21 protein-coding genes are annotated in these 21,859 nt (G+C 67.4%); 7 read left to right on the plus strand and 14 right to left on the minus strand.

Features of this window, described 5'->3' with window-relative positions; all coding sequences use genetic code 11:
• Positions 1 to 9: 9 nt before the first annotated feature.
• A complete protein-coding gene (locus JOY88_RS04405; protein WP_293500682.1) occupies positions 10 to 477 on the minus strand; it encodes a CBS domain-containing protein in 468 nt (155 codons plus the stop codon).
• A 72-nt stretch (positions 478 to 549) separates the two neighbouring features.
• Between JOY88_RS04405 and JOY88_RS04410 the strand changes: the two genes are divergently transcribed.
• The 3 genes from JOY88_RS04410 to JOY88_RS04420 are packed head-to-tail and all read left to right on the plus strand — an operon-like array spanning position 550 to position 2,992.
• Complete coding sequence (locus JOY88_RS04410; RefSeq protein WP_293500684.1) at positions 550 to 1,842, plus strand: O-acetylhomoserine aminocarboxypropyltransferase; 1,293 nt, start codon at positions 550 to 552, stop codon at positions 1,840 to 1,842.
• Entirely contained in the window at positions 1,839 to 2,630 is a 792-nt protein-coding gene (locus JOY88_RS04415) for an alpha/beta fold hydrolase (protein WP_293500686.1), read from the plus strand. The genes JOY88_RS04410 and JOY88_RS04415 overlap by 4 nt, the downstream gene beginning before the upstream one ends.
• Before the next feature lie 53 nt (positions 2,631 to 2,683).
• A complete protein-coding gene (locus JOY88_RS04420) occupies positions 2,684 to 2,992 on the plus strand; it encodes an Mpo1-like protein (protein WP_293500688.1) in 309 nt (102 codons plus the stop codon).
• Here JOY88_RS04420 and JOY88_RS04425 read toward each other — a convergent pair.
• From JOY88_RS04425 to kbl, 3 genes are read right to left on the minus strand one after another with little or no spacing between them, the layout of a single operon-like run.
• Positions 2,989 to 3,801 carry a MipA/OmpV family protein gene (locus JOY88_RS04425; RefSeq protein WP_293500690.1) on the minus strand — a complete coding sequence of 271 codons (813 nt, stop codon included), beginning with the start codon at positions 3,799 to 3,801 and terminating at the stop codon, positions 2,989 to 2,991. The genes JOY88_RS04420 and JOY88_RS04425 overlap by 4 nt on opposite strands.
• Before the next feature lie 43 nt (positions 3,802 to 3,844).
• Positions 3,845 to 4,801, minus strand: a complete 957-nt coding sequence (locus JOY88_RS04430; protein ID WP_293500692.1) for an L-threonine 3-dehydrogenase, SDR-type — start codon at positions 4,799 to 4,801, stop codon at positions 3,845 to 3,847.
• Positions 4,798 to 5,994 carry a glycine C-acetyltransferase gene (gene kbl / locus JOY88_RS04435; protein WP_293500694.1) on the minus strand — a complete coding sequence of 399 codons (1,197 nt, stop codon included), beginning with the start codon at positions 5,992 to 5,994 and terminating at the stop codon, positions 4,798 to 4,800. The genes JOY88_RS04430 and kbl overlap by 4 nt, the downstream gene beginning before the upstream one ends.
• A 92-nt stretch (positions 5,995 to 6,086) precedes the next feature.
• On the opposite strand from kbl, the gene relB reads away from it, so the two are divergent.
• Positions 6,087 to 6,662, plus strand: coding sequence for a type II toxin-antitoxin system RelB family anti-toxin (gene relB, locus JOY88_RS04440; RefSeq protein ID WP_293500696.1), 576 nt, complete (start codon positions 6,087 to 6,089; stop codon positions 6,660 to 6,662).
• Positions 6,663 to 6,688: 26 nt separating this feature from the next.
• Positions 6,689 to 7,285: an undecaprenyl-diphosphatase gene (locus JOY88_RS04445; protein WP_293500698.1), complete on the plus strand. Its 597-nt coding sequence runs from the start codon at positions 6,689 to 6,691 to the stop codon at positions 7,283 to 7,285.
• Between the two features lie 6 nt (positions 7,286 to 7,291).
• Here the strand turns inward: JOY88_RS04445 and JOY88_RS04450 are convergent, their stop codons facing one another.
• On the minus strand, positions 7,292 to 8,578 hold the full coding sequence (locus JOY88_RS04450) for a YihY family inner membrane protein (protein ID WP_293500700.1): 1,287 nt from the start codon (positions 8,576 to 8,578) through the stop codon (positions 7,292 to 7,294).
• A 21-nt stretch (positions 8,579 to 8,599) separates the two neighbouring features.
• On the opposite strand from JOY88_RS04450, the gene JOY88_RS04455 reads away from it, so the two are divergent.
• Both JOY88_RS04455 and JOY88_RS04460 read left to right on the plus strand, forming a co-directional pair.
• Complete coding sequence (locus JOY88_RS04455) at positions 8,600 to 8,980, plus strand: DUF2069 domain-containing protein (protein ID WP_293500702.1); 381 nt, start codon at positions 8,600 to 8,602, stop codon at positions 8,978 to 8,980.
• Entirely contained in the window at positions 8,977 to 10,380 is a 1,404-nt protein-coding gene (locus JOY88_RS04460) for an FAD-binding oxidoreductase (protein WP_293500703.1), read from the plus strand. The genes JOY88_RS04455 and JOY88_RS04460 overlap by 4 nt, the downstream gene beginning before the upstream one ends.
• Here the strand turns inward: JOY88_RS04460 and JOY88_RS04465 are convergent.
• From JOY88_RS04465 to JOY88_RS04505, 9 genes are all read right to left on the minus strand, one after another.
• Positions 10,358 to 13,567 carry an efflux RND transporter permease subunit gene (locus tag JOY88_RS04465; protein ID WP_293500704.1) on the minus strand — a complete coding sequence of 1,070 codons (3,210 nt, stop codon included), beginning with the start codon at positions 13,565 to 13,567 and terminating at the stop codon, positions 10,358 to 10,360. The two genes, JOY88_RS04460 and JOY88_RS04465, sit on opposite strands and share 23 nt — an antisense overlap.
• A 15-nt stretch (positions 13,568 to 13,582) precedes the next feature.
• Positions 13,583 to 14,752: an efflux RND transporter periplasmic adaptor subunit gene (locus JOY88_RS04470; RefSeq protein WP_293500705.1), complete on the minus strand. Its 1,170-nt coding sequence runs from the start codon at positions 14,750 to 14,752 to the stop codon at positions 13,583 to 13,585.
• 124 nt (positions 14,753 to 14,876) lie between these two features.
• A complete protein-coding gene (locus JOY88_RS04475; RefSeq protein WP_293500706.1) occupies positions 14,877 to 15,455 on the minus strand; it encodes an NUDIX domain-containing protein in 579 nt (192 codons plus the stop codon).
• On the minus strand, positions 15,442 to 15,744 hold the full coding sequence (locus JOY88_RS04480; protein ID WP_293500707.1) for a DUF2818 family protein: 303 nt from the start codon (positions 15,742 to 15,744) through the stop codon (positions 15,442 to 15,444). The genes JOY88_RS04475 and JOY88_RS04480 overlap by 14 nt, the downstream gene beginning before the upstream one ends.
• 78 nt (positions 15,745 to 15,822) lie before the next feature.
• Complete coding sequence (gene nuoN / locus JOY88_RS04485) at positions 15,823 to 17,304, minus strand: NADH-quinone oxidoreductase subunit NuoN (RefSeq protein ID WP_293500709.1); 1,482 nt, start codon at positions 17,302 to 17,304, stop codon at positions 15,823 to 15,825.
• A 20-nt stretch (positions 17,305 to 17,324) separates the two neighbouring features.
• Positions 17,325 to 18,803 carry an NADH-quinone oxidoreductase subunit M gene (locus tag JOY88_RS04490; protein WP_293500711.1) on the minus strand — a complete coding sequence of 493 codons (1,479 nt, stop codon included), beginning with the start codon at positions 18,801 to 18,803 and terminating at the stop codon, positions 17,325 to 17,327.
• A gap of 21 nt (positions 18,804 to 18,824) precedes the next feature.
• A complete protein-coding gene (gene nuoL / locus JOY88_RS04495; RefSeq protein ID WP_293500713.1) occupies positions 18,825 to 20,870 on the minus strand; it encodes an NADH-quinone oxidoreductase subunit L in 2,046 nt (681 codons plus the stop codon).
• Positions 20,871 to 20,877: 7 nt separating this feature from the next.
• Complete coding sequence (nuoK, locus tag JOY88_RS04500) at positions 20,878 to 21,207, minus strand: NADH-quinone oxidoreductase subunit NuoK (protein WP_293500715.1); 330 nt, start codon at positions 21,205 to 21,207, stop codon at positions 20,878 to 20,880.
• Complete coding sequence (locus JOY88_RS04505; RefSeq protein ID WP_293500717.1) at positions 21,204 to 21,848, minus strand: NADH-quinone oxidoreductase subunit J; 645 nt, start codon at positions 21,846 to 21,848, stop codon at positions 21,204 to 21,206. The genes nuoK and JOY88_RS04505 overlap by 4 nt, the downstream gene beginning before the upstream one ends.
• Between the last annotated feature and the right edge of the window lie 11 nt (positions 21,849 to 21,859).

Genomic DNA, 21,859 nt, shown 5'->3' on the forward strand with positions numbered 1-21,859 from the left:
GCGCGACGCTCAGGCCTGGGTGGAATCGCCCGCGCTCTGCTCCTCCACGGGCCAGTCGCGGATGTAGGCCTTGAGCATGCGGTTCTCGAAGTCCTGGCTGTCAACGACGGCCTTGGCGACGTCGTAGAACGAGATCACGCCCATCAGCGTCCGGCCGTTCATGACCGGCATGTAGCGCGCGTGGCGGCCCAGCATCATGCGGCGCACCTCGTCGATCTCGGTCTCGGGCGTGCAGGTCAGCGGGTGGTCGTCCATGACGGTGCGCACGATGGTGGAGCCGACGCCACCGCCGTTCTTGACGATGGCCTGGATGACCTCGCGGAAAGTCAGCATGCCGACCAGTTCGCCATGGTCCATGACCACCAGCGAGCCGATGTCACGCTCGGCCATCACGTCGAGGGATTCCTTCAGGGGCTCATCCGGAGAAACAGTGAACAGGGTGCCGCCTTTGACACGCAGGATATCGACGACTTTCATGGGGGCCTCCGAGACGAATACGCCCGGTCAACATAGCACACAATGCCCGCGACTCCACCCAAAACAAACACCATGCCAGGCTTCGATACATTGGCTTTGCATGCCGGCGCCACGCCCGACCCGGGCACCGGCGCGCGGGCGACGCCACTGCACCTTTCCACCTCCTTCGTCTTCGAGTCCAGCGAGCATGCTGCGTCGCTGTTCAACATGGAGCGAGCCGGCCATGTCTACAGCCGGATCTCCAACCCGACGACGGCCGTCTTCGAGGAGCGCATGGCGGCGCTGGACGGCGGCATAGGCGCGATCGCGACGGCCAGTGGCCAGGCTGCCCTGCACCTGGCCATCTGCACGTTGATGGGCGCCGGCGGCCATGTCGTTGCCAGCACGGCGCTGTACGGCGGCAGCCACAACCTGTTGCACTACACCTTGCGCCGTTTCGGTATCGAGACGACGTTCGTGAACCCGCGTGACCTGGACGCCTGGCGCGCGGCCATCCGGCCCGAGACGCGGCTGCTGTTCGGTGAATCGCTGGGCAATCCCGGCCTCGACGTGCTGGACATCCCGGCCGTCAGCGCCATCGCCCACGAAGCCGGCGTGCCGCTGCTGGTGGACGCGACCTTCGCGACACCCTGGCTGCAGCGCCCGGCCGAGCTGGGCGCGGACCTGGTCTACCACTCCGCCACCAAGTTCCTCTGCGGCCATGGCACCGTCGTCGGCGGTGTGCTCGTGGATGCCGGCAGCTTCGACTGGCAGGCGGCCCACGACCGGCACGGCAAGTTCGCCACGCTGTGCGAGCCGTATGACGGCTTCCACGGCATGGTCTTCGCCGAGGAAAGCACCGTCGGCGCCTTCCTGCTGCGCGCCCGCCGCGAGGGCCTGCGCGACTTCGGCGCCTGCATGAGCCCGCACACCGCCTGGCTGATGCTGCAGGGGCTGGAGACGCTGCCGCTGCGCATGCAAAAGCATGTCGCCAACGCCCAGGCCGTCGCCGAGTTCCTGGCCACCCAGTCGCCGGTGGCCAAGGTCGGCTATCCCGGCCTGGCTTCCCACCCCGATCACGCGCTGGCGCAGCAGTTGCTGCCGCGCGGCGCCGGCGCGGTGTTCTCGTTCGACCTCAAGGGCACGCGCGAGCAGGGCCGCGCCTTCATTGAGTCGCTCAAGCTTTTTTCGCACCTCGCCAATGTCGGCGACGCCAAGTCCCTGGTCATCCACCCGGCCAGCACCACCCATTTCCGCATGGACGACGCGGCGCTGGCGCAGGCCGGCATCGGCCCCGGCACGATCCGCCTGTCCATTGGCCTGGAAGACCCGGCCGACCTCATCGACGACCTGAAGCGGGCGCTCAAAGCAGCGAGCAAGGCATGAAGCTGACCGTCGACTCCCGCGAAGCCTATGCCTACACCGGTGGCAAGACCTTCGACCCCGCTCTGCCCTGCGTCGTCTTCATCCACGGCGCGCTGAACGACCACAGCGTCTGGACGCTGCTGGCGCGCTGGTGCGCCCACCACGGTTTTGGCGTGCTGGCCGTGGACCTCCCGGGCCATGGCCGCAGCGGTGGCACGCCGCTGACCAGCATCGAGGCCATCGCCGGCTGGCTGCACCGGCTGCTGGACGCAGTCGGCGTGCGTCAGGCCACCCTGGTGGGCCACAGCATGGGCTCGCTGATCGCGCTCGAAGCGGCCGGACGGGCGTCCAACCTCGTCATGGTCGGCACTGCTTATCCGATGAAGGTCTCGGAGGCCTTGCTGACGACGGCGCGCGACGAGCCCGAGGCGGCGATGGCCATGGTCACTGCGTTCTCGCATTCGATCCCCAGCGCCAAGCCCGGCTACCCCGGCCCGGGCAGTTGGCTTCGCGGCGGCTCTCTGGCGCTGATGCGCCGGCTGCAGTCGCGCCAGACGGCGGTGAATCTGTTCGAGAACGATTTCCAGGTCTGCGACCGTTATGCCGGCGGCGAGGCCGCGGCGGCGCGGGTGGCCTGTCCGGTGCACTTCATCCTCGGCACGCTGGACCAGATGACGTCGCCCAGGCAGAACGCCGTCCTGGGAGGCCTGCTCAAGCCGCGCATCCACATGGTGCCGGCCGGCCACGCGCTGATGGCGGAGGCACCGGACGCGGTACTGGCCGCGCTGCGGGTGGCGCTGCAGGCCTAGGCGGCAGGGCATCCCCGCTTGCCGCGGGCGGCCCGGCGCGCTTGAATGGGCTCATGAGCACGGAACGTTTCACCCGCTTCGCCGACTTCTATCCCTTCTACCTGGGCGAGCACCGGAACCAGGTCTGCCGGCGCCTGCACTTCGTCGGCCTGACGCTGGTCCTCATCTGCATGTGGCAGCTGTTCACCACCGGGGCGCTGGTCTGGCTGCTGTATGGCCTGCTGTGCGGCTACGGCTTTGCCTGGATAGGCCACTTCTTCTTCGAGAAGAACCGGCCGGCCACCTTCAAGTACCCGCTCTACAGCCTGATGGGCGACTGGGTGATGTACCGCGACATCTGGCTGGGCCGCATCAAGTTCTAGTTCCGCCAGGCCATGCCGAGGTTCGCATAGCTGCCGTTGCGCTGCTGCGTCAGCGGGCTGCTCGCGGCCGGCCCGACCAGGCGGCTGGCGCCGACGCCGCCGAAGGCGGTCCAGTGCTGGGTCAGCGAGCGCGTGAAGCTCACGCCGGCATGCACGTCGCGCAGCCCTGCACCCGGGTTGTAGGCCGGCTTGCCGCTGCTCGCCACAGCGGATTCCGGCACGCCGAAGTAGCTGCGCAGGTTCTGCGCGTCACCCGCAGCGAGGCCGATGCCGCTGGTCCATTCCAGCGTGGTGCTGCGGTAGAAGCGCCAGCCCAGGTCCACCCCGGCCGTCAGCCCGCCCTTGCGGCCCAGCAGGTCCTGGGACAGGTTGGCGCCCAGGCTCCAGTCGGGCACGGGGCTGTAGTTGGCGTAGAGCCGTGCGCGCAGCGTGCGCTTCACGTCCGGCAGGCCCTCGGTGGTGGTGGCGTCGCCGCTGTTGCGTCCGCCGTCCACCCGCAAGGCCACGCCCAGGCGCAGCCTGCTGCTGTCGACCAGCAGCGTGCTGGCCCCCGCGCCGGCGCCGTCGCGACCGAAGCCCAGCAGCGCGCTGCCGCCCGAGGTGCTGATGCGCCAGCGCCCCCATTGGAAGGCCCACAGCGGTTTGAGCTTGGTCTGACGCGTGCTGGCGCCGTCGTACTCCGGACGGCTCGCGACGGAGACTCCCAGCAGGTAGCGGGCTGGCTGGTCTTCCGGCTCCTGCTCGGCCTGCTGGGCGCCCGCGCGCAGGACCGCGGTCCCGGCGACAAGGAGGATCAGCGCATGCTTCATGGCCGCCAGCCTAACAGGCCAACCGGCCAGCGGCCGCCGACCGTCAGCCCCGTCCGAGTTCCCGCGACAGCTCGTCGAGCATGTCGTCAACCATGGCGTCCAGGTCGTAGCGCAGCTGCCAGCCCCAGTCGGCCTGGGCGTCGCTGTCGGCGATGCGCTGGGGCCAACTGGCGGCGATGGCCTGGCGGAAGTCAGGCACGCAGTCCATTGTGAACTGTGGCAGGCGGCGGCGGATGCTGGCGGCGATCTGCTCCGGCGTGAAGCTGACGCCGGCGAGGTTGTAGCTGCCGCGCTGCCTGACCCGATCAGCCGGCGCGTTCATCAGCTCGATGGTGGCGCGCAGCGCGTCCGGCATGTACATCATGGGCAGGGCCTGGCCCGCCTCCAGGAAGCAGGTGTAGCGGCCCTCCTTGATGGCGGCGTGGAAGATCTCGACGGCGTAGTCCGTCGTGCCACCGCCGGGCGGCGTCTTCCAGCTGATGAGGCCGGGGTAGCGCAGACTGCGGACGTCCACGCCATGCTTGGCGTGGTACCAGGCGCACCAGCGCTCGCCCGCCAGCTTGGAGATGCCGTAGACGGTCGTCGGATCCATCACGGTTGTCTGTGGCGTGTCCACAGCCGGCGTGCTGGGGCCGAAGGCGGCGATGGAGCTGGGCCAGAAGATGCGGTCCAGCTTCTCGTGCCGGGCCAGCTCCAGCACATTGAGCAGGCCCTTCATGTTCAGGTCCCAGGCCCACATCGGGTGTTTTTCGCCATTGGCCGACAGGGCCGCGGCCAGGTGGTAGATCTGCGTGACCTGGTGGCGCTTGACGATGGTGGCCAGCGCCCCGGCGTCGGTGACGTCCAGCATCTCGTGCTTGAGCGCAGGCACCCGGCCCTGGGGGCTGAGGTCGCTGGTGATGACAGCGTCGTTGCCGTGCAGGCGGGCCAACTCGGCGGCCAGCTCGGTGCCGATCTGGCCATTGGCGCCGATGATGAGGATACGAGGCGTCGTGCTCATTTGACGAGGCCCAGTTCGCGGCCGGCCTGGGCGAAGGCGGCGACGGCCTTCTCCAGGTGCTCGCGCTCGTGCACGGCCGAGATCTGCACGCGGATGCGCGCCTGGCCCTTGGGGACCACCGGGAAGAAGAAGCCGACGGCGTAGATGCCCAGCTCCAGGATGCGCTTGGACAGCTCCTGCGCCTTCACCGCGTCATAGACCATGATGGGCACGATCGGGTGGGTGCCGGGCTTGATCTCGAAGCCGGCGGCCTGGATGGCCTCGCGGAAGTAGGCGGTGTTGGCTTCCAGCTTGTCGCGCAGCTGGGTCGAGCCTTCCAGCAGGTCCAGCACGGCCAGCGAAGCACCGGCGATGCTGGGAGCCAGCGTGTTGCTGAACAGATAGGGCCGCGAGCGCTGGCGCAGCAGCTCGACGACTTCCTTGCGCGCCGCGGTGAAGCCGCCAGAGGCGCCGCCCAGCGCCTTGCCGAAGGTGCCGGTGATGATGTCGATCTTGCCGAACACGCCGCGGTACTCAGCCGTGCCGCGACCGGTCTTGCCCATGAAGCCGGACGCGTGGCATTCGTCTATGCCCAGCAGCGCGTCGTAGCGGTCACAGAGTTCGCGGATCTTGTCGAGCTGGGCGATGGTGCCGTCCATGGAGAACACACCGTCGGTAAACACCAGCGTGAAGCGTGCGCCCTTGTCCTTGGCTTCCTTCAGGCAACGCTCCAGGTCCTCGAGGTTGTTGTGCTCGTAGCGGTAGCGCTGGGCCTTGCACAGGCGGATGCCGTCGATGATGGAGGCGTGGTTCAGCGCGTCGCTGATGATGGCATCCTGCTCGCCCAGCAGCGGCTCGAACAGGCCACCGTTGGCGTCGAAGGCCGCAGCGTAGAGGATGGCGTCCTCGCAGCCGACGAAGCGGGCGATGCGGGCTTCCAGTTCCTTGTGCAGATCCTGCGTGCCGCAGATGAAGCGCACCGACGACAGGCCGAAGCCATGCGTGCGCAGCGCTTCATGAGCCGCCGCGATGACCTGGGGGTGCGACGACAGGCCCAGGTAGTTGTTGGCGCACAGGTTGATGACAGCGCGGCCGTCGGTCGTCTGCACGACGGCACCCTGGGGCGTCGTGATGATGCGCTCGGACTTGTAGAGGCCGGCGGCGCGAATGCCGTCCAGCTCGGTCTGGAGGTGTTGGTAGAAGGCCTGGCTCATGCGCCGCTCCTGATGCACAATTCGGTAAATTGAATTCGTTCGATATATCGAACTTTCGTGCAGTATCCAAAAAACGTCCATCCCGGTCAAGCATGAACAAGCCCGCCACCGATCTCGAGCCGCCGCGCGTCGGTGCCGCCCTTCAGGCGCTGCGCGGCAGCCGTGGCCTGTCGCTGGATGACCTGTCCAAACGCGCCGGTGTCAGCAAGTCGATGTTGTCGCAGATCGAGCGCAACCAGGCCAATCCCACGGTGGCCGTGGTGTGGCGACTCGCGAACGCGCTTGGCGTGGAGATGGGCGAGCTGCTGGGCGGCGAGCGCGCGGCCACGCCGGCCATCGAGACCGTGCCCGCCCACGCGACGCCAGGCCTGACCAGCCCGGACGGACTGTGCAAGCTGCGCATCCTGGGCCCCATCGAGCTGGCCGGCCAGTTCGAGTGGTATGAACTGCATGTGCAGCCCGGCGGCCTGCTGGACAGCCAGGCCCACGAGCCCGGATCGCGCGAGCACCTGAGCGTGTTGACCGGCAGCCTGGAGGTCACTGCGCAGGGCGTGACGAGCCGGCTCAAGGCCGGCGAGACTGCCCGCTACGCTGTGGACGGCCCGCATGCGATCCGAAACGCCGGCAAGTCGGCGGCGACGGCGCTGATGGTGGTGCTGCACCCCTGATCTGACCCCTGCAAGACCACCACCGCATGGAAGCCCTGAACCACACCGTCTTTCTCTGGCTCAATGCCCCCGAGCAGCCGAACGCGCTGGCCGAGGTACTGGCCATCTTCCTGGCCGAGTACCTCATCTGGGCGGTGCCGGCGCTGATCGGCCTCGGCTGGCTGCGCGGCGACGAACGCACCCGCAAGGCCATGCTCGTCGCCACCGCGGCGGCACTGCTGGGCCTGCTCGTCAACCAGCTCATCGGCCTGGCCTGGGATCACCCGCGCCCCTTCGTCATCGGGCTGGGCCACACGCTGATCCCGCATGTTGCCGACTCCTCGTTTCCCAGCGACCACCTGACGCTGTGGTGGGCCGTGGCCTTCAGCCTGCTGCTCCAGCGCACGCCGCGCGGCCTCGGGGCCTGGCTGGTACCGCTGGGGCTGCCCATCGCGTGGGCACGCATCTACCTGGGCGTGCACTATCCGCTGGACATGCTGGGTGCCGCGCTGATGGGCCTGTCCAGCGCCTGGCTGAGCTTGCGTGCGGCTCAGGGCTATCTGCCACCGGTCTACCGGCTGGCCAGCCACATCCACCGCGCGCTGTTCAGCCGGCTGATCGCGCGGGGCTGGGTGCGCGACTAGGCCTGTTCAGGGCAGGGAGTTCTCGGCAGCGGCCAGCAGGCGCCCCAGCGTCAGCCGGCTCCATTCGCCCTGCGTCCACAAATTGGTCAGCAGGCCCTGGCGCTGCGCCAGGAAGGCACTCAGCAGCGGCTCGGCCGATGTCTGCTCGGGTTCGCCCAGCAACACGAAGCGCTGCACGCCCTCCTCATCCAGCCGGCCCACGACATCGAGCGCACAGAGCTTCTCGACGACCGGCGCCAGTTGCAGCGGGTCGATGCGCAGCGCCCGCGCGAGCCCATGCTGCGACAGGCCATGCCGTGCCCCACCGCGAGCCTTCAGCAGCGTCTCCAGCACCTCCAGCGCGATGGCCAGCGGCTGGCCCGGCGTGTCGGGGCGCAGGTGCAGCCGATCCGTCAGGCTGGGCGTGTTGGCCGCCAGGATGGCGCCCAGCAGCACGATGACCCAGCCAAGATAGACCCAGATCAGGAAGACAGGCACGGTCGCGAAGGCACCGTACAGTGTCGAATAGGTCGGTACCTGCTTCACGTACCAGGCCAGCAGCGACTTGGCGAGCGAGAAACCGATGGACACGAAGGCCCCGCCCAGCAGCGCATGACGCCAGCGCACATGGGTGTTGGGCACGTAGTGGAACAGGCCGGCGACAGCCAGCCCCAGCAGCATGATGTCGGCGCCCCCCAACAGCGCCGCCAGGTCGCCGGGCAGCTTGGTGAACAGGCCCTGGCCGACGCTGACCGCGTAGCTCGTCAGCGTCAGGCTGCCGCCCAGCAGCAGCGGCCCCAGCGTCAGCGCAGCCCAATAGACGAGGACGCGCTGGGCCATTGGCCGCGGGCGCTGCACGCGCCAGATGGCGTTCAGGGTGCGGTCTATGGTCAGCATCAGCGCCAACGCCGTGACGCCAAGAGCCACCAGGCCGACCACGCCCAGCTTGTTGGCCTTGGCCGCGAACTGCGTCAACGAGGCCAGCACCGGCTTGGCGATGTTGGCCGGAATCAGGCTCTTCAGGAAATACTGCTCCAGCGCTGCCTGGAAGCTGGAGAACATCGGGAAGGCCGTGAAGACGGCCAGCATCACCGTCAGCAGCGGGACCAGCGAGATCAGCGTCGTGAAGGTCAGGCTGCCGGCCGTGAGGCCCAGCTTTTCCTCGCGGAAGCGTTGACGGAATGTCTGCAGCGTCTGCAGCCAGGGCCAGGCCAGCAGGTCGGCCACGAACTCGCGCACGAAGGCGACGGGGTTGCGGGCCAGCGGCAACTCGAGCGACTCGGGTGCGGCGGGCGGGAGAGGTGTCGAGGACATGGCTTCTATGATGCCGCAGCTATGTCCCCTGCCCTTGAAAGAACCCGTCCCCGCGCCAACGAGCGCCTGTCTCGCAACCTCGCGCTGGCCGGCGTCGTCGCGCTGATCCTGCTGTGCCTCGCCTGGGAGCTGTGGCTGGCGCCTACCGGCCGGGGCACGCTGGCGCTCAAGGTACTGCCGCTGCTGCCGGCTCCCGTCGGGCTGTGGCGCTATCGCATGTACACCTACCGCTGGGTGGCCCTCTTCATCTGGCTCTACGTGCTGGAAGGCCTGGTGCGCGCGACCAGCGAGGGCGGACTCGGCCAGTGGCTGGCAGCAGGTGAAGTGCTGCTGAGCGTCGTCGTGTTCACTGCCTGCACGGCCCAGATCCGGCTGCGGCTCGCGGCCGCCAAGACGGCATGAACGATTTCATCGCTGCCCTGCAGTCCCGCCTCGGCGAGGCCGGGCTGCTGACAGGCGGCGACCTGTCGGCCTACGAGAACGACTGGCGCAGGCGCTACGCCGGCAAGGCCCTGGCCGTAGCGCGGCCGGCGTCGACCGACGAGGTGGCGGCCGTGCTGCGTCTGTGCCACGCGCACCGCGTGGCCGTCGTGCCCCAGGGGGGCAACACCGGCTTGGTCGGCGGCTCGACGCCCGACGACAGCGGCCGCCAGTTGGTGCTGAGCCTGGCGCGCCTGCAGCGCGTGCGCGGCATCGACGTCGCCAACGCCAGCCTGACGGCCGAGGCCGGCTGTGTGCTGGCCGACGTGCAGGCAGCGGCGGCGCAGGCAGGCCTGCTGTTCCCGCTCAGCCTGGCGGCCGAGGGTTCGTGCACCTTGGGCGGCAACCTGGCGACGAACGCTGGCGGCACGCAGGTGCTGCGCTATGGCAATGCACGCGAGCTGTGCCTGGGGCTGGAAGTGGTGACGGCAGCCGGCGAGGTCTGGCATGGTCTGAGCGGCCTGCGCAAGGACAACACCGGCTACGACCTGCGCGATCTCTTCATCGGAAGCGAGGGCACGCTGGGCGTCATCACGGCTGCGACGATGAAGCTCTACCCGCAGCCCAGGGAGCGCCTGACCGCGCTGGCGGCCTGCGCGTCGTTGGACGACGCCGTTGCGCTGCTGGGCCTGGCGCGCGAGCGCGCGGGCGATGCACTGACCGGCTTCGAGGTCATGAACCGCGCCTCGCTGGCGCTGGTGGCGCGAGAGTTGCCTCAACTGGTTCAGCCGCTCGGTGCCGCCGCGTGGACGGTACTGCTGGAGCTGTCTGATGCAGAAACCGCCGAGCATGCGCGCTCCGTCTTCGAGGGTTTGCTTGAAGCCGCCGCCGAGCGCGGCTGTGTGCAGGACGCGGCCATTGCGCAGAACCTCGCGCAGGCCAAGGCCTTTTGGCATCTGCGCGAATCCATCCCGCTGGCCCAGGCGCAGGCGGGTCTGAACATCAAGCACGACATCTCACTGCCGGTGTCCGCCATTCCCAGCTTCGTCGCCCAGATGGACGCGGCGCTGGCCGCCTACCTGCCGGGCATCGAGGTGATCGACTTCGGCCACTTGGGCGACGGCAACCTGCACTACAACGTGCAGGCGCCCGCCGGCGTAGCGCCGGCGGCCTTCCTGGCCGCGCACGAGGCGGCGATCAATGGGCAGGTCTACGACGCCGTGCAGCAGCACGGCGGCTCGATCTCCGCCGAGCATGGCATAGGCCGGCTCAAGCGCGAGGAGTTGGCCCGGCGCAAGGACGCGACGGGCCTCACGCTGATGCGCGCGATCAAGCGGGCGCTCGACCCGCTCGACCTGCTCAACCCGGGACGGGTTCTGTAGCCCGGCGGCCGGTAACGACCCGGCCCGCCTTGACGAGGAGGCGGAACACGAACCGCACCAGCACCAGGGCCAGCACCGCCTCGATCAGCGTCAGCACGAACGCGCCCACCACCGTGAAGCGCGGCGCACGGCGCTGGAACTTGGCCAGCGCGTGGTCGCGGGCGATCTCGATGCTGTCGTAGAAGGTCGGCACGATCAGCAGCGTCAACAGCGTCGACGTGATGGTGCCGCCGATGATGGCCACGGCCATGGGGCGGTAGAACTCGCCACCCTCGCCCACGCCAATGGCCACCGGCAGCATGCCGGCGATCAGCGCCAGCGTCGTCATCAGGATGGGGCGAAAGCGCTTGCGGCCCGCGTGCATCAGCGCCTCCTCCCGGTCCACGCCGGCCGCCTCTTCCTGGCGCGTCGCGTCCAGCAGGAGGATGGCGTTCTTGGCCACCAGGCCCATCAGCATGATGACGCCGATCAGGCTCATCAAGTTCAGTGTTCCGCGCGTCAGGATCAGCGCGACGACCACGCCGATCAGGCTCAGCGGCAGCGACAGCATGACGCCCAGCGGCGCCGTGAAGCTGTTGAACTGGATGACCAGCACGAAGTACATCAGCGCGATGCCGCTCAGCAGCGCCGTGATCATGGCAGTGAAAACGACCTGCTGGTCGCGCGCCGCACCGGCCAACTCGATGCCGAAGCCGGGCGGGAAGTCGATCTTCTCGGCCAGCTTCTTGGCCTCGGCCGTGATCTCCCCGGATGAGCGGCCCTGGGCGTTGGCGCTGACCGTGATGGTGCGCTTGCCGTCGCCATGCTGGATCTGGCCCGGACCCTTGCCCATCGTGACGGTGGCGATCTGGTCCAGCGGCACCATGCGGTTGGTGCCGGAGACGGCGATGGGCAGGCGCTCGATGTTGGCCGCGTCGACGCGGTCGGCCGGGTGCAGGCGGATGGACACGTCGCGGGTCTCGCCGGTCGGGTCCACCCAGTCACCGGCCTCGACGCCGGCGAAGGCCACGCGCAGCGCCTGGGCCGCGTCGTTGACGGAGATGCCCATCTGGTTGGCCAGGCCGCGGTCCAGCGCGATCTGCAGCTCGTTCTGCGGATCCTGCTCGGAGTAGCCGATGTCGACGGCCCCCTTGATGCCCTGCATGGTCTTCTGGAATTCCTGCGTGATCTCCTGCAACTTGCGCGAGTCGGCGCCGTAGAAGCGGATCTGCACCGGCTTCTGCGCCCCGTTGTTCAGGTCATCCAGCACGACGTACTCGGCGCCGACAAGGCGGCCGACCTTCTCGCGCAATTCCTTGGCGACCTCTGCCGCCGAGCGCTGGCGCTCGGTGCTCTTACCGATGTCGACGTAGATCCGGCCGCCGCTGGCGTTAGGGTAGGCCGTCGTCGCCTTGGTCTCCTTGATCGTCGAAGCCAGGGCTGCGGCGGCATCGAGCTTGAGCTTGGAATAGTCCAGGCTGCTGGACGCGGGGCTGCGCACCTCGATGGCGAGGAAGCCGGCGTCGGCCTGCGGCAGGAAGCTGGAGCCGCCCACTGTGGCCTGCAGCGCGATGGCGCCAACGAAGCTGACGACGGCGAACGCGGCCATCCAGCGGCGGTGATGCAGCGCCCAGGCGATGACATGGCCGTAGCCGTTGGCGACGCCGTCGAACCAGTGGTTGAAGCGTTCCAGCAGCTTGCCGAAGCCCTTCTTGGGCTGGTCGTGGTAGCCCGGGGGGTCACCCCAGTAGGCCGACAGCATGGGGTCCAGCGTGAAGCTGATCAGCAGCGACACGATGACGGAGGCGACGACAGTCAGCGCGAAGGGCTTGAACCACTGGCCGGGGCCGTTGCCCATGAATGCGACCGGCACGAACACGGCCACGATGGCGAAGGTGGTCGCCGCGACGGCCAGGCCGATCTCGGCCGTGCCCTCGCGCGCCGCCGTCACGCGGTCGCTGCCACGCTCCATGTGGCGGACGATGTTCTCCCGCACGACGATGGCGTCATCGATGAGCACGCCGATGGCCAGGGACAGGCCCAGCAGGCTCATGAAGTTCAGCGAGAAGCCCATCAGCCAGACGGCGATGAAGGCCGCCAGCACGGAGGTGGGTAGCGACAGCGCCGTGATCAGCGTCGAGCGCCAGCTGTTCAGGAAGGCGTAGACGACGAAGATGGTCAGACCGGCGCCAAAGACCAGCGCATGCGTCACGTTGTGCAGGCTGTTCTCGGCGTCCTTGCCGCCGTCCTGCGTGACCTCCAGCGTGGTGCCCTTGGGCAGCTCCTTCCTGATCTCGTCGACCAGCTTGCGCGAGTCGTTGGCGACGCTGACGGTGGATGCGTCGCGCGAGCGCGTGATGGATATACCCACGTTGGGCCGGCCGTTGCGCAGCGAGTAGCCGGTCATTTCGGCGAAGCCGTCCTGCACCTGGGCAACCTGGCCCAGGCGCACGACCATGCCGCTGTTGCGCTTGATGATCATCTGCTCGAATTCGCTCGGCGATTCGAGGCGGCCCAGCAAGCGGATGCTCTGGTCTTCCAGCGTGCCGCGCACCTTGCCGACCGGCGCCGTCGTGTTCTGCGCGCGCACGGCGTTCAGCACCTCGGTGACGGAGACGCCGAACTCGCGCAACTTGTCGGCGCGCAGCAGGATGGACAGCTCGCGCTTGAGGGCGCCGTTGACGCCGACGGTCGACACGCCCGCGATGCCGCGGAAGCGCTCGGCGAGCTTGTCTTCCGCGAGGCGGCTGAGCTGGGCGTGGGTCAGCGTCGTGCTGGACAGCGACAGCTGCAGGATGGGCTGGGCGCCCGGGTCGGCCCGCGTGATGATGGGCTCGCGGATCTCGGTGGGCAGCTTGTAGCGTACCGACGCTATGGCGTTGCGCACTTCGTCGGCGGCCTCGATCATGTTCTTCGAGAAGTCGAAGACCAGCACGATGGTGGCGCTGCCCTCGCGCGACGTGGAGTTGGAGCGGTCCACGCCGGAGATGCTCTGCAGCGCCTTCTCGATGCGGTTGACGACTTCACGCTCCACCGTCTCGGGGGACGCGCCCGGGTAGGGGATGTTGATGACGAGCACTGGCGGCTCGACCTCTGGGAACTGGTTGACCTTGAGCTTGGACAGCGCCAGCAGGCCGACCAGCATCAGCCCGACGACCATGACGACGGTCGCGACGGGCTTGTTGATGCTGAAGTTGGAGAGGAACATGGTTGAGCCTCCTGCTTACTTGCTGGCGGTGGGCGTCGGCGCGGCGGCCGCGGCGACGGCCGAGGCCGCGCCCGAGCCTGCGGCCACGCGCTGCACGGGCGCGCCGTCCACCAGGTTGCCGGCTGGTGCGCGCAGCACCTCGTCGCCCAGGGCCAGGCCCGAGGCGATGACGACCTCGCCGCGGCGCTCGTCGCGCCCGCCCACGGTCACGGCCACCTTCTTCAGCTGGTTGCTGGCGACCTTCCAGACGAAGGCGTTGTCGCCCTGGCGCTGCACCGAGCCCTCGGCCAGCACCAGCACGCGGCGGTCCGCACTCTCGACCCGGCCTTCTGCGTAGAGGCCGGCCACCTGCGGCGCCTTGTCACGCTCGTTGAACTCGGCGATCAGTTCGACCTGGCGCGTCGTGGCGTTAGCTGCCGCGTCGATGCGCGCCAGCTTGCCGCGGAACTCGGCGCCACCAAAGCCGTTGATGCGGAAGGCCACCGGCTGGCCGAGCCTGAGCTCGCCCAGCCGGTCGGCGGAGACCTGGCCCTCGAAGCGCATGGACGCCGGGTCGATGACCTTGACGAGCTCGCGCCCGATCTGGACGGTGTCGCCCACCGAGGTCTTGCGCTCGCTGACGACGCCGTCGAAGGGTGCACGCACCTCGGTGCGCGAGACCTGCTGGCGGGCCGTGACGGCGCGCGCCCTGGCCGCGGCCAGCTCGCTCTGTGCGGCATTGCGGCGCACCTCGGCATCCTCCAGACCTTGCATGGAGATCATGCCCTGCTGATTCAGCGTGCGCTGGCGTGCCAGCACGCGCTCGGTCTGCTCGAAGCTCTGCTGGGCGGCGCGCAGCGCCTCCTCGGCAGACGTGAGGCTGTCGCGGATGGCCGTGGGGTCGAGGCGGATGATGAGGTCGCCGGCGCGCACGCGCTCGCCGTTGTCCTTGGCGACCTGCAGCACGACGGCCGCAACCTCGGCGCGCAGGTCGGCGCGGCGGGCCGGCTGGATGGCCCCGGTGATGACGGGCGCGCCGATCAGGCCGCTTTGGCCGACCCGGCGAAGGTCTTCCGGCGCCAGCAGCAGCGGCGCCGCCGTCTTGGCCGCCGCGGCCTTGGCTTCGTCGGGCTTGCCACCCTTGCTGCAGGCGGTGAGAGTCAGGGCCAGCGTCAGGGCAGTGAGGATCGGCGTTGCACGCGTCATGGAGAAGCTTTCTTCAGAGGACAGGGATCGGACGACACAAACGGTTGAGCTTAACGATCCGGCAACACTTCGCCAGAGGTCATGCACCGAGGGATGCGGCGCGACGGGCCGCGTGGGGTGGGCGTCAGCCGCGCTGCCAGCGCAACGGCCAGGCGCCCTGCTGCCAACGCTGCAGCCACAGCAGGCCGATCAGCGTCTTGGCATCGGTCAATTCGCCACAGGCGGCAAGCCGGTCCAGCTCGGCGACGGTGTGCGTGACGAGTTCGAGGAACTCGCCCTTGTCCAACTTCTGCTCGCCCTTCGTGAGGCCGCGAGCAAAGTAGATGTGTATGCCTTCGTCCGAATAGGCGATGGCGTTGTGCAACACGCCGGCATGGGCCCATTCGGCGGCGCCGTAGCCGGTCTCCTCGGCGAGCTCGCGCCGGCCGCAGGCCAGCGGATCCTCGCCGGCGTCGAGCTTGCCAGCCGGGAACTCCAGCATCACGCGGCCCATGGGGTAGCGGTACTGGCGCTCCATCAGCAGCCGACCGTCGTCCAGCAGCGGCACGACCATGACGGCGCCGGGATGTCGGATGTACTCGCGATGGGCCGTGCCGCCGTCGGGCAGCGCGACGCGGTCGCGGCGGACATCGAGGAAATGGCCGCGATAGACCTGGTGGCTATCGAGCGGCCGCTCGACGAGGTGTTCGTCAATGTCGGCCACGGCGCAGATACCTCCAGACGAAGCCGGGGAAGCCCAGCGTGACGAAGAGGCAGGCCGCCGCCGCGTAGAACTCCCAGCCCTGCTCGTGGCGCTGGCCGATGCGCGCCTCCAGCAGCGAGCCGACGGCAAAGGTCAGCACGGCCATCAACACCAGCTCCAGCACCCGCCACCAGGCGGCCTTGTGGCTGCGGCGCGGGCCGACGAGCAGCAGGCGCTCGCTGAAATAGGGCAGATTGGCCGCGACGACGGCCGCGGCCAGAACCAGCCAGACCGCAACTGTCTGGTCCATCAGGCCGCGCCGGACCGCTCGGAGCGGCCCGCCCCCCTCACGGGGAACGACGAACAAAGGCCGCGCGAGAACCGCATGTCAGGTCGACAAGGCCTTGACGATAGCCTCGGCGCACATGGCCATCAGGCCGCCCGGCAGCAGGCCGAAGACCAGCACCGCAGCGCCGTTCAGCGACATGACGAAGCGCACGTCACCGGGTGCCGCGAGAGGCGCCGTGTCGGTCGGTTCGTCGAAGAACATGACCTTGACGACGCGCAGATAGTAGAAGGCACCCACCAGCGACACGACGACAGCGAAGACGGCCAGCCAGATATAGGCCGTGTCATGCGTGGCAACCAGCGCCTGCAGCACGGCCAGCTTGGCGTAGAAGCCCACCGTGGGCGGCACGCCGGCCAGCGAGAACATGAAGAGGGTCATGACCAGCGCGAACCAGGGGCTGCGCTTGGCCAGACCGGCCAGGTCCTTGATCTCCTCGGCCTCATGCCCCTGGCGCGACAGCAGGATGACCATGCCGAAGGTGCCCAGCGTCGTCAGCACATAGGTGACTGCGTAGAACATGGCCGAGCTGTAGGCGTTGGCGGCGGACAGCGTGTTGTTGTTGACGACGCCAGATGCCATGCCCAGCAGCATGAAGCCCATGTTGGCGATGGTCGAGTAGGCCAGCATGCGCTTGAGGTTGCTCTGCGCAATGGCTGCCAGGTTACCGACCAGCAGCGACATGATGGACAGCACAACCAGCATCTGCTGCCAGTCCACAGCCAGGCCGATCATGCCCTCGACGAGCAGGCGCACGGTGATGGCGAACGCGGCCAGCTTGGGGGCCCCACCGATCAGCAGCGTGATAGCCGTCGGTGCGCCCTGGTAGACGTCCGGCACCCACATGTGGAACGGCGCGGCGCCGAGCTTGAAGGCCAGGCCGGCGACGACGAAGACCACGCCGAACACCAGCACTGCACGGTTGGGCGTGCCCTTGGAGATGACGTCGAAGACCTCGGGGATGCTCAGCGATCCGGTGGCGCCGTACATCATCGACAGGCCGTACAGCAGGAAGCCGCTGGCCAGCGCGCCGAGGACGAAGTACTTCATCGCGGCCTCGGTCGACACCGCATGGTCACGGCGCAGCGCGACCAGCGCGTACAGCGACAGGCTCATCAGCTCGAGGCCAAGGTAGACGACCAGGAAGTTGTTCGCCGACAGCATCACGTTCACGCCCAGCAGCGAGAACAGGCTGAGGATGAAGAGCTCGCCCTTGAGCATCTCGCGCACGCCGGCATAGGGGCGCGCATAGACAAGGGCGATCAGCGTGGCGACACAGGCGAAGCCGGCGAGCAGGTGGCCCATCGGATCGGCGACGACCATGCCCTGCATGGCATAGATGGTCAAGCCGATGTCGAAGTCGCGGAAATGCATGGCCGCGACGACGACCAGCGTCAGCTGGGTCAGCCAGTAGGTCGGGCGGCGCTGCTCGTCGGTGACCCAGAGGTCCACCAGCGCGACGACGCAGCCCATCGCCAACAGCAGGATTTCGGGATAGATCGCGAGCCAGTTCATGTCGTTCATTGTTTTGCCTCAGCTCGTCATCAACCCGGGATGAGCTTGCTCTGCGCGACGTGCTGCAGCAGCTCGACGACCGAGACGTGCATCACGTCGGTGAAGGGCTTGGGGTAGACGCCCATGTAGAGGGTGGCCACGGCCAGGAGGGCGAGCATGACGAACTCGCGCTGGTTGATGTCCTTGAGCGCACGCACGTCGTCGTTGGCGATGTCGCCGAAGTAGACGCGCTTGATCATCCACAGCGTGTAGGCCGCGCCGAACACCAGCGCTGTCGCGGCAATGCCGCCCAGCCAGAAGTTGTACTTCACGGTGCCGAGGATGACCATCCACTCACCGACGAAACCGGCCGTTGCGGGCAAGCCGCAGTTGGCCATGCCGAAGAACACGGCGAAGGCCGCGAAGGTGGGCATGGTGTTGACGACGCCGCCGTAGGACGCGATCTCTCGCGAGTGCACGCGGTCGTAGAGCACGCCAATGCACAGGAACATCGCACCCGACACGAAGCCGTGCGAGATCATCTGCACCAGGCCGCCGGAGATGCCCAGCTCGTTGAAGACGAAGAAGCCCAGCGTCACGAAGCCCATGTGCGCGATGGACGAGTAGGCCACCAGCTTCTTCATGTCCTTCTGCACCAGCGCGACGAGGCCGATGTAGACGACGGCGATCAGCGACATCGCGATGATGAGCCACGACCATTCACGCGCCGCGTCCGGCGCGATCGGCAGCGAGAAACGCAGGAAGCCGTAGCAGCCCAGCTTCAGCATGATGGCCGCCAGCACGACGGAGCCGCCGGTAGGTGCCTCGACGTGGGCGTCGGGCAGCCAGGTGTGCACCGGCCACATCGGCACCTTGACCGAGAACGCGGCCAGGAAGGCGAAGAACAGCCATGTCTGTGCGCCGCCGGCCAGCGGCAGCTTGTGCCAGGTCTGGATGTCGAAGCTGCCGGCCGACTGGTAGTACAGGTACAGCAGCGCGACCAGCATCAACAGCGAGCCGGCCAGCGTGTACAGGAAGAACTTGAAGGCCGCGTAGACGCGGTTCGGGCCGCCCCAGACGCCGATGATGATGTACATCGGGATCAGCGTGGCCTCGAAGAACACGTAGAACAGCATGCCGTCCAGCGCGCTGAACACGCCCACCATCAGGCCCGACAGGATCAGGAACGCGCCCATGTACTGGTTGACGCGCGTCTCGATGACCTCCCAGGCCGAGATGACGACGATGATGGTGATGAAGGCCGTCAGCGGCACGAACCACATCGAGATGCCATCCACGCCCAGGTGGTAGCGGATGTTGAAACGGTCGATCCAGGGTTGGTTCTCGACGAACTGCATTGCGGCCGTCGTTGTATCGAAGCCCGTGATCAGCGGCAGGGTGACGAGGAAACTCGCCACGGCCGCGACCAGCGCCATCCAGCGCACGGCCCGGGCCTGTTCGTCGCGCCCGACCGCCAGCAGCAGCGCGCCGCAGACGATAGGCAGAAAAATCGCAAGACTCAGCAACATTCTTGTTCTCCGCCGCGTCGATCAGAGCCCGAACAGGGCACTGAACTGGGGCTTGATATAGGGCCAGAGCTGCCAGGTCATCAGACCCATGACGCCAAGGATCATGACGAGGGCGTACCAGTACAGGTAGCCGGTCTGCGCGCGGCGCACCAGGCCCGCGATGCCGCCGACGGTCTTGGCGGACCCGTTGATGATGATGCCGTCGATCAGCCCCGCATCGCCGCCCTTCCACAGGCCCGTGCCGATGAGGCGGGCCGCGCGGGCCAGGATGTTCTCGTTGATCCAGTCCATGAAGTACTTGTTCTCCAGGACGATGATCAGCGGGCGCAGCACCTTGGCCAGCGTGGCCGGGATGCTGGGGGCGACCATGTAGAACACGTAGGCCGTGACGACGCCGGCAAGCGCCAGCCAGAACGGCAGCGTGGACAGGCCATGCAGCGCCATCGCAGCTGCGCCATGGAAGCCCTCGGCCAGCTCCTCCATCGCCGGGTGGGCGTGCAGATTGACGAGGATGGCGTCCTTGAAGAAGTCGCCGAACAGCATGGGCTGGATGGTCATGAAGCCGATGACGACCGACGGGATGGCCAGCAGCACCAGCGGCACGGTGACGACCCAGGGCGACTCGTGCGGCGTGTGGTCCTCGTCATGCGCGTGATGCGCATCGTGCTCGGCCGCATCCTCCTGCGGGAAGGGCTTGTGGTGGAAGTTCTCCTTGCCATGGAAGACGAGGAAGTACATCCGGAACGAGTAGAAGGCCGTCACGAACACGCCGGCGATGACGGCGAAGTAGGCGAAGCCCGCGCCCGGCAGGTGGCTGGCGTGCACGGCCTCGATGATGGAGTCCTTGGAGTAGAAGCCCGAGAACAGCGGCGTGCCGATCAGTGCCAGCGAACCCAGCAGCGACGTGATCCACGTGATGGGCATGTACTTGCGCAGGCCGCCCATGTTGCGGATGTCCTGGTCGTGGTGCATGCCGATGATGACGGAGCCAGCGCCGAGGAACAGCAGCGCCTTGAAGAAGGCGTGCGTCATCAGGTGGAAGACGGCGACCGAGTAGGCCGAAGCGCCCAGCGCCACCGTCATGTAGCCCAGCTGCGACAGCGTGGAATAGGCGACGACGCGCTTGATGTCGTTCTGGATGATGCCCAGGAAGCCCATGAACAGCGCCGTGATCGCACCGATCACCATGACGAAGTTCAGCGCCGTGTCACTCAGCTCGAACAGCGGCGACATGCGTGCCACCATGAAGATGCCGGCCGTCACCATCGTCGCGGCGTGGATCAGCGCGGAGATGGGGGTCGGACCTTCCATGGAGTCCGGCAGCCAGACATGCAGCGGGAATTGCGCCGACTTGCCCATCGCGCCGATGAACAGGCAGATGCAGGCGACGGTCAGCAGCGCCCAGTCGGTGCCGGGGAAGAGCATCTGCGACAGGATGTCTGCCTTGGCGAAGGTCTCGGCGTAGTTCAGCGAACCGCCGAAAGCCACCAGCAGGCCGATGCCCAGGATGAAGCCGAAGTCACCGACCCGGTTCACCAGGAAGGCCTTCATGTTGGCGAAGATGGCCGTCGGCTTCTTGTACCAGAAGCCGATCAGCAGGTAAGACACCAGGCCCACCGCTTCCCAGCCGAAGAACAGCTGCAGCATGTTGTTGCTCATGACCAGCATCAGCATGCTGAACGTGAACAGCGAGATGTACGAGAAGAAGCGCTGGTAGCCGTCGTCCTCTTCCATGTAGCCGATGGTGTAGATGTGCACCATCAGCGACACGAAGGTCACGACGCACATCATCATGGCCGTCAGACCGTCGATGAGGAAGCCGACTTCCATCTTCAGCGCGCCGAGCGTCATCCACTCGTAGACGGTGGCGTTGAAACGCGCGCCGTCGACGGCGACGCTGTACAGCGTCATCGCAGAGATGATGAAGGCGATGAGCACGCCAAGGATGGTGACCATGTGCGAGCCGCGGCGGCCCACCGTCTTGCCGAAGAAGCCGGCCACGATGGCGCCCGCGAGCGGCGCCAGCGGCACCGTCAGCAGCAGGTTCTGGGAGAGTTGTGCAGACATCTTTTTCTCAACCCTTCAGCGCGTCGAGTTCCTCGACGTTGATGCTGGCTCGGTTGCGGAACAGCACGACCAGGATGGCCAGGCCGATGGCCGATTCGGCCGCCGCGACGGTCAGGATGAAGAACACGAAGACCTGGCCCGCCATGTCGCCCAAGTAGTGCGAGAAGGCAACGAAGTTCAGGTTGACCGCCAGCAACATCAGCTCGATGGCCATCAGCAGCACGATCAGGTTCTTGCGGTTCAGGAAGATACCGATCACCGACAGGGCGAACAGCATCGCGCCCAGCGTCAGGAAATGGCCCAGCGTGAGCCCATTCAGTCCAGCGATGCCGATCATGCCTGGCCTCCTTCGGTCGGTGCGGCAGGGGGTGCCGGCGGTGCGGCGACGGTCGGCGCCATCTTGACGATCTTCAGGCGCTGCGCCTTGGTGACCTTGACCTGCTCGGAGGGATCCATGGCGCGCGAGTCCTTGCGGCGGCGCAGCGTCAGCGCAATGGCGGCGACGATGGCGACCAGCAGCAGGACGGCGGCGATCTGCAGCGGGTACAGGTAGCTGGTGTAGATCTCGATGCCCAGCAGCTTGCTGTTGCCAAGCTGCAGTTGGGCCGCCGTGGCGACGGGCGCCTCGGCCAGCTGGAAGCCGCCCATCAGCACGATGCCCATCTCGAAGGCGATCAGGGCGCCGATGAGGGCGGCCACGGGCAGATGCTTCCAGAAGCCCTCACGCATGCTGTCCGTGTTCAGGTCCAGCATCATGACGACGAACAGGAACAGCACCATGACGGCACCGATGTAGACCAGCACCAGCGCGATTGCGAGGAACTCGGCCTTCAGCAGCATCCAGAGACAGGAGGCCGTGAAGAACGACAGGATGAGGAACAGCGCGGCATGCACGGTGCTGCGCGCCGTGATGACACGGAACGAGCTCACCAGCAGGATGCCGGAGAAGACATAGAAGAGGATGGTCGTGATGTCCATACGTATCCAGG

Origin of the sequence: Roseateles sp. (genome assembly GCF_019237615.1) — a bacterium.
Classification (GTDB): domain Bacteria; phylum Pseudomonadota; class Gammaproteobacteria; order Burkholderiales; family Burkholderiaceae_C; genus Pelomonas.

Coding starts and splice junctions, on each gene's coding strand:
- JOY88_RS04405 (WP_293500682.1), bottom strand. CDS start 477: ATGAAAGTCGTCGATATCCTGCGTGTCAAAGGCGGCACCCTGTTCACT.
- JOY88_RS04410 (WP_293500684.1), top strand. CDS start 550: ATGCCAGGCTTCGATACATTGGCTTTGCATGCCGGCGCCACGCCCGAC.
- JOY88_RS04415 (WP_293500686.1), top strand. CDS start 1,839: ATGAAGCTGACCGTCGACTCCCGCGAAGCCTATGCCTACACCGGTGGC.
- JOY88_RS04420 (WP_293500688.1), top strand. CDS start 2,684: ATGAGCACGGAACGTTTCACCCGCTTCGCCGACTTCTATCCCTTCTAC.
- JOY88_RS04425 (WP_293500690.1), bottom strand. CDS start 3,801: ATGAAGCATGCGCTGATCCTCCTTGTCGCCGGGACCGCGGTCCTGCGC.
- JOY88_RS04430 (WP_293500692.1), bottom strand. CDS start 4,801: ATGAGCACGACGCCTCGTATCCTCATCATCGGCGCCAATGGCCAGATC.
- kbl (WP_293500694.1), bottom strand. CDS start 5,994: ATGAGCCAGGCCTTCTACCAACACCTCCAGACCGAGCTGGACGGCATT.
- relB (WP_293500696.1), top strand. CDS start 6,087: ATGAACAAGCCCGCCACCGATCTCGAGCCGCCGCGCGTCGGTGCCGCC.
- JOY88_RS04445 (WP_293500698.1), top strand. CDS start 6,689: ATGGAAGCCCTGAACCACACCGTCTTTCTCTGGCTCAATGCCCCCGAG.
- JOY88_RS04450 (WP_293500700.1), bottom strand. CDS start 8,578: ATGTCCTCGACACCTCTCCCGCCCGCCGCACCCGAGTCGCTCGAGTTG.
- JOY88_RS04455 (WP_293500702.1), top strand. CDS start 8,600: ATGTCCCCTGCCCTTGAAAGAACCCGTCCCCGCGCCAACGAGCGCCTG.
- JOY88_RS04460 (WP_293500703.1), top strand. CDS start 8,977: ATGAACGATTTCATCGCTGCCCTGCAGTCCCGCCTCGGCGAGGCCGGG.
- JOY88_RS04465 (WP_293500704.1), bottom strand. CDS start 13,567: ATGTTCCTCTCCAACTTCAGCATCAACAAGCCCGTCGCGACCGTCGTC.
- JOY88_RS04470 (WP_293500705.1), bottom strand. CDS start 14,752: ATGACGCGTGCAACGCCGATCCTCACTGCCCTGACGCTGGCCCTGACT.
- JOY88_RS04480 (WP_293500707.1), bottom strand. CDS start 15,744: ATGGACCAGACAGTTGCGGTCTGGCTGGTTCTGGCCGCGGCCGTCGTC.
- nuoN (WP_293500709.1), bottom strand. CDS start 17,304: ATGAACGACATGAACTGGCTCGCGATCTATCCCGAAATCCTGCTGTTG.
- JOY88_RS04490 (WP_293500711.1), bottom strand. CDS start 18,803: ATGTTGCTGAGTCTTGCGATTTTTCTGCCTATCGTCTGCGGCGCGCTG.
- nuoL (WP_293500713.1), bottom strand. CDS start 20,870: ATGTCTGCACAACTCTCCCAGAACCTGCTGCTGACGGTGCCGCTGGCG.
- nuoK (WP_293500715.1), bottom strand. CDS start 21,207: ATGATCGGCATCGCTGGACTGAATGGGCTCACGCTGGGCCATTTCCTG.
- JOY88_RS04505 (WP_293500717.1), bottom strand. CDS start 21,848: ATGGACATCACGACCATCCTCTTCTATGTCTTCTCCGGCATCCTGCTG.